The 5,344-nt window shown below is 60.0% G+C and carries 5 protein-coding genes; 2 read left to right on the forward strand and 3 right to left on the reverse strand.

Translation table 11 applies throughout. The annotated features are described in order from the left end of the window. Nucleotides 1-187 precede the first annotated feature (187 nt). A complete protein-coding gene (locus tag NW815_RS02895) occupies nt 188-994 on the reverse strand; it encodes a GvpL/GvpF family gas vesicle protein (protein ID WP_414388423.1) in 807 nt (268 codons plus the stop codon). A 249-nt stretch (nt 995-1,243) separates the two neighbouring features. On the opposite strand from NW815_RS02895, the gene NW815_RS02900 reads away from it, so the two are divergent. Beyond that, nucleotides 1,244-1,870 carry a DUF3318 domain-containing protein gene (locus tag NW815_RS02900; RefSeq protein WP_414349678.1) on the forward strand — a complete coding sequence of 209 codons (627 nt, stop codon included), beginning with the start codon at nt 1,244-1,246 and terminating at the stop codon, nt 1,868-1,870. Here the strand turns inward: NW815_RS02900 and surE are convergent. Further along, the gene (gene surE / locus NW815_RS02905; protein WP_414349679.1) at nt 1,793-2,599 is read right to left on the reverse strand and encodes a 5'/3'-nucleotidase SurE; all 807 of its coding nucleotides are present in this window, start codon (nt 2,597-2,599) and stop codon (nt 1,793-1,795) included. The two genes, NW815_RS02900 and surE, sit on opposite strands and share 78 nt — an antisense overlap. A gap of 175 nt (nt 2,600-2,774) precedes the next feature. On the opposite strand from surE, the gene gap reads away from it, so the two are divergent. Then, nucleotides 2,775-3,791 (forward strand): type I glyceraldehyde-3-phosphate dehydrogenase, encoded by a 1,017-nt coding sequence (gene gap, locus NW815_RS02910; protein WP_414388425.1) that lies wholly within the window; start codon nt 2,775-2,777, stop codon nt 3,789-3,791. A gap of 59 nt (nt 3,792-3,850) precedes the next feature. Here gap and NW815_RS02915 read toward each other — a convergent pair whose 3' ends face one another. Next, on the reverse strand, nt 3,851-5,197 hold the full coding sequence (locus NW815_RS02915) for an AmpG family muropeptide MFS transporter (protein ID WP_414415687.1): 1,347 nt from the start codon (nt 5,195-5,197) through the stop codon (nt 3,851-3,853). Nucleotides 5,198-5,344 lie beyond the last annotated feature (147 nt).

Below are 5,344 nucleotides of genomic sequence, written 5' to 3' on the forward strand. Positions count from 1 at the left end.
CTCTTCCTTTTGCCTGCTGCTCCCGTTAGCGGGACGGAGTCCTTTGCCCTGTGAGGGCTCCGCCTCGCCAATGCAAACAGGAAGCGGACGGGATCCCCTCACCATTATCACGCTTGGATCCACGCTCTGCTAACGCGACCATGATCCGCATGCAGAGCACTTTGTTCGCGCTAGCGGGACGGCGTCCTTAGTTGGGATCTATACACTTGTCCGCCAGAGAATCCCGCAAGGCACGGACAAAGTGATAGGGGGGCAAAGGGGCGCTCCAATCCAGTTGCCAATGGGGGTGCTGAGCCAGCCAGGTTTGGGTGAGCTGAAGGGCGGCTTCCCACTCGGCAGGAGTGAGCAAAAAGTAGAGCCGCAAGGCCTCTCCCGGTTGGGGATCCCCACTTTGCACAGGCCAGGTGGAAGGCCAAAGCTGCTGTAGGGCTTGCTGCTCCTGCTCTTGCTGCTCTTGGGCCTGTCGTTGCTGGAGATAGGCTTGCTTGCGGGCCAACAGATAGGCCGTCCCGCTTAGGGAGGGCTGTGGCTCCGGTTGGGGCTGAGGTTGAACCCTTCCTTTGAGACAGTACTCGGCCCGCCCCCCAATGGCTGCGAGGGCTTGTTCGTACTCCGTCTGCCGGGACAGCAGATGGGATCCCAGCCTTTCTGCTGAGAGAAAGCAGGTGCCAAAGCGCAGGGGCAGCACCGGCATCTGGGCGAACAGCCGGCAGATCACCTGGTCGTGGCGCAGGGCAGAACGCACCAACACCTCATCCGAGACTTGCAGCGACTCCGGATCCGGCATCGGCTCCACAGCAGCGGCAATTCGGCTGCCTGCCGGGGAGAACACCTGCACCGACCGATGGATCCCCTCGGTTTGCCGGATGAAGGGCAAAAGTTCTGGAGCTGGCTGCGGGAAGAAGGCGTAGGTGTAAAGGGGGCTGTTGATACTCTGCTCATTCCCGTCAGCAGTACGGAGCACTTGGGGTTCTGGCTGAGCTGGGAAGGTCATGGTCTCGGATTTAAGACGAGTAGGTAAGACGGGTAGGCTCGCCTTCCCAGTCTACGCAACCTAGGATTGGGATCTTTGAAACCTACAGGGTTCCACCTATAGAGTTCCACGGCCAGAGTTCCACGGCCAGCCTGGAGATGCGATAGACTAACCTCGCATTGGTTCTACACAGGGCTGTGGTGTCGGGGGCCGGAACAGCGCCCGTGTTCAGGCGGGCTCCCCGCCTCAATGCCCCTAACAGGTGAGGCCATGAACAGCCGCCCAGATTTCAAATCCTTTGAAAAAGAAGAAACCGAACGGTTGCGGGATCTGCTCCCCGCTTCCTTCCGACCCTTGATCAGCGTCGTTCCCCACTTCGGGGGTGAAGCCCTGCTCATCTCCCGCCGCAAAGCCCCTTGGCAGCCCCAGGGCACCATCGCCATCGATTTTCGCCGTTGGCAAGGGATCCCTCAGCCACAGCGGGATCTGTTGTTTCTGCGGGAGGTGGGCTGGCTGGGCAATCGCAACTGGCTGCAGCCGGGGTTTTACCAGTCGCTGGCCTTGTTCGGGGGCATCACCACCGTGGCGGAGCTCTCTTTGCAGCACCCTTTTTCCGCTCTGTTGGCAGGTGGCATTACGGCTCTCTCCGTCCGGCAGATCTGGCAAAACCTGAACCGGGAGAGCGCCCATTTCGACGCCGATGAATTTGCCCTGCGCCGTGCTCAGTTTCGCGGCTACACCCGACAGGAGGCCGCTCAACACCTGGCAGATGCCATAGAACAGGTTCTGAAGCTGGATCCCACCGATATCCTGACGGCGCTACGGCTGCAACGGCTGAGAACCATTGCCCGCAACCTGGCTTCTACCCCCCCCAGCGGAAACGCCTGGTCGCGTTAGCGGGACGGAGTCCTTGGCCAGTTGCACTTGGGTGATGGCCACCCGACCGGAGAAGCAGATGTCGGTATCGGTTTGGGGATCCCGAGCGCGCTCCGCATAGCGGCCCTGATAGCGAAACCACAGCGACTCTGCCCCATTTCCCTCGGCTTCCACCGCATAATCGAGCGGCAGGGGTTGGGTGCAGAGGGGACAATAGACCCGCTCCGGCAGAGGGGATCCGGCGGGCAAGTGAGGCAGGTTCACATTCCAAAACGCCCCCCTGGGCAGGGGTTGTTCCATCAGCTCCGCCAAGATTTCCCGCGTCCACCGCTGGGCCTGCTCCCAGTCGATGGGTTGGCCCCCTGCTCGGTATTGGGAAATGGCAATTCCCGGGATCCCCCGCATCGCCGCTTCCCGTACCGCCGCCACCGTTCCCGACAGGTACACATCCGATCCGAGGTTTCCCCCCTCGTTGATACCGGAAAGCACCCAATCCACCGCTGGGGCCAGCTTGAATAGGGCCACCCGCACACAGTCGGCAGGGGATCCCTCGACGGCAAAGGTGCGCTCGCCGCGGGCCAAGGCCCGAAAAGGTCGCCCCGTCGTCACCTGGTGGCTGCAGCCGGAAATCTGCTGGTGGGGGGCCACAATCCAACAGTGTTCTTCCGGGATGAGGGCGCTGAGGGCCAACTTGAGGTTGGCCAGCCCGGCAGCCTCGATGCCGTCATCGTTGGTCAGCAATACCTTCATTCCTACTTTTCCCTTCTGCCGGCAACTTCTTGGGTGAGTCCCAGTGGCAAATCTGGAGATCTTGGGTGCAAAAGCGATGGGGATCCCGTTCTTCTTTTACCCTATCCCTAGGGGGGCAGCGTCTCCCATGCCGCGTCCCCTGATCCATCGTATAAACTGATACCGGAGGATTGCGATGACCACACGGGTAGCCATCAACGGATTTGGTCGCATTGGGCGGGCCTTCTTGCGGGTGCTGCTGTCTCAGCCAGCTCGGGAGCTGGAGGTGGTAGCAGTCAATGACCTGACCGAACCCGACAACTTGGCCTATCTGCTCCAGTTCGACTCGGCCTATGGGCGCCTTCCCCAAACCGTGAGCGCGGTGGACGGGCATCTGCAAATCGGCAGCCACCTGAAAGTCCGAGTTTTGGCAGAGCGGGATCCGGCACAACTGCCCTGGAAAGATCTGGGGGTTGACCTGGTGGTGGAATCGACCGGCTTGTTCACCAAACGAGACGGGGCCGCCAAACACCTGGAGGCCGGGGCCAAAAAGGTGATCATCTCTGCTCCTGCCAAAGGCCCCGACTTGACGGTGGTGATGGGGGTCAACGATGACCAATACGACCCAGAGCGGCATCACATCATCTCCAATGCTTCCTGCACCACCAATTGCTTGGCGCCGCTGGCCAAGGTTTTGTTGGATCGCTTCGGCATCGAGACCGGCTTTCTCACCACTTGCCATGCCTATACCGCCACTCAGGCAATTGTGGATCGCCCGGATCCCAAAGATTATCGGCGGGGCCGCTCAGCAGCAGTGTCGATCGTGCCTTCCACCACCGGGGCCGCCACGGCAGTGGCCGAGGTTTTGCCCGCCCTGAGAGGGAAGATGGATGGCCTGGCGCTGCGGGTGCCCACCTTGACCGGCTCGATTGTGGACTTTGTGGTGCGTACTGAGCAGCCCATCACCAAAGAAGCAGTCAACCAAGCCTTTATCGAGGCTGCAGAAGGCCCGCTGCGCGGCATCCTGGCCATTGCTCCGCCAGAGATCGTATCGGCGGATATTGTCGGGGATCCCCACTCTTCCATTGTGGATTTGGGATCCACCCTGACCTTAGGGGATCGCACGGTGAAGGTGCTCTCCTGGTATGACAACGAGTACGGCTATGCGGCGCGGCTGGTGGATCTGGCGGCCAAAATCGGGGCTGCGCTGTAGGCAACCATCCCCGTTGCGTTCAAGGCAAGGCTATTAGAACCGGATTTGCGGTGGGGCAGTTACGGTTCAGATGCGGTTGTGGCCGGGGTTGCAGTCGATGAAGGGGGGCCGAGCCACAGCAGGATCACCATCGCCGGAGCAGCTGTCATCGCTGTAATCAAATAAAACAAAGGCCAATTGACCGCAGCCGCCAAATAGCCCGACACAGCCCCGGCCAAGGTTCCCCCCACGGCAAATACACTGGTGAGCAAAGCATACTGGGTGGCACTAAATTGCCGATCGCAAAGGCTCATCAAAAAAGCCAGAAAAGCAGCCGTGCCCATGCCCCCGGCCATGTTGTCGAAAATGGTTGCCCCCAGCAGCAGCGGATAGTTTTGCCCCACCAACCCAATCGCTCCCAGGCCCAAATTGCCGATCCCTTGCAAGGCTGCGAAAATGAACAGACAGCGGTAGGTGCCGATGCGGCTGACCCACTCCCCCCCCACAAAAGCCCCAGCCAAGGTGGCCAACAAGCCTATCCAACTGCGGATAATGCCCAGATCGCTGGTGCTAAACCCCGTCTGCAACAAAAATGTGGGGGTCATTTGCCCTGCCAAGCTATCCGGCAACTTGAAGCAGACCACAAACAGCAGGATCGCCCAGGCCAAGCGGTGCCGCCAAAAAGATTGAAACGGCTCGATGATGGCCGACCGCAAAGAGGTAGGCTTGAGGGCGCTGTTTTCCGGCTCAGGGGCCAAAAACGAGGTAATCAACCCGATCAACATCAGCAGCGCCATGATCCCGTACACCTGCCACCAGGGCAAATAGTCCGCCAAGATCAAGCTCACGCCACTGCTGACCAGCAGCGCGATGCGGTAGCCGAATACAAAAATCGCTACCCCTGCCCCCATCTCCCGCTCCGCCAAGATATCGGTACGGTAGGCATCCACCGCGATGTCCTGAGAGGCGCTCAAAAAAGCCACCAGCAACCCCACCAGAAAGATCGGGCGGGTGAAAACCGTGATTCCCGGCCAAGTCTGGGCCAGCTCTTCCCATCCCAGAGCTTCCAGCCAGGTTTGGGTCGGATCCTGAAAACCCAGTAGCCCTATGCTGAGCAGCAACAGCACTTGGGTCAGGGCCATCCACCCCCGCCGCCGACTGCCCCGCAGGGATCCCGGTGCCGGCAACAGAAATCGATCCAGAACAGGCGACCACAAGAACTTAAAGGAGTAGGGCAAATTGAGCAGGTTAAACAAGCCGATGGCAATGGTGGTCAAGCCCGCTTGGGTCAGCCAAGCATTCAAGGTGGTGTTGATCAGCAGCAGCGGCAAACCCGAAGAAAACCCCAACAGCAGCAGAACGCCCATCTTAGAGCTGCCGTAGACCCCCAACATCCGCCTCAAGACGCTTGCCCCCGCCTCAATCATGACTAGCCCTCCCCGCCATCCTGTCTATTTTCAGGGATCCCTGTATTGCCAGTATGGTCATTTCAATTAAACTAGGGCACTGCACCCACACCTAAAACTCTGAGTGCAGCAGGCTATAGGGCTTTTCAAGGACTCCGTCCCGCTGGC

Origin of the sequence: Synechococcus sp. R6-7 (assembly GCF_047461695.1) — a bacterium.
GTDB lineage: Bacteria > Cyanobacteriota > Cyanobacteriia > Thermostichales > Thermostichaceae > Thermostichus.

What these genes read in the sequence shown, in the direction of transcription:
- NW815_RS02895 (WP_414388423.1), bottom strand. Translation starts at nt 994, where the DNA reads ATGACCTTCCCAGCTCAGCCAGAACCCCAAGTGCTCCGTACTGCTGAC.
- NW815_RS02900 (WP_414349678.1), top strand. Translation starts at nt 1,244, where the DNA reads ATGAACAGCCGCCCAGATTTCAAATCCTTTGAAAAAGAAGAAACCGAA.
- surE (WP_414349679.1), bottom strand. Translation starts at nt 2,599, where the DNA reads ATGAAGGTATTGCTGACCAACGATGACGGCATCGAGGCTGCCGGGCTG.
- gap (WP_414388425.1), top strand. Translation starts at nt 2,775, where the DNA reads ATGACCACACGGGTAGCCATCAACGGATTTGGTCGCATTGGGCGGGCC.
- NW815_RS02915 (WP_414415687.1), bottom strand. Translation starts at nt 5,197, where the DNA reads ATGATTGAGGCGGGGGCAAGCGTCTTGAGGCGGATGTTGGGGGTCTAC.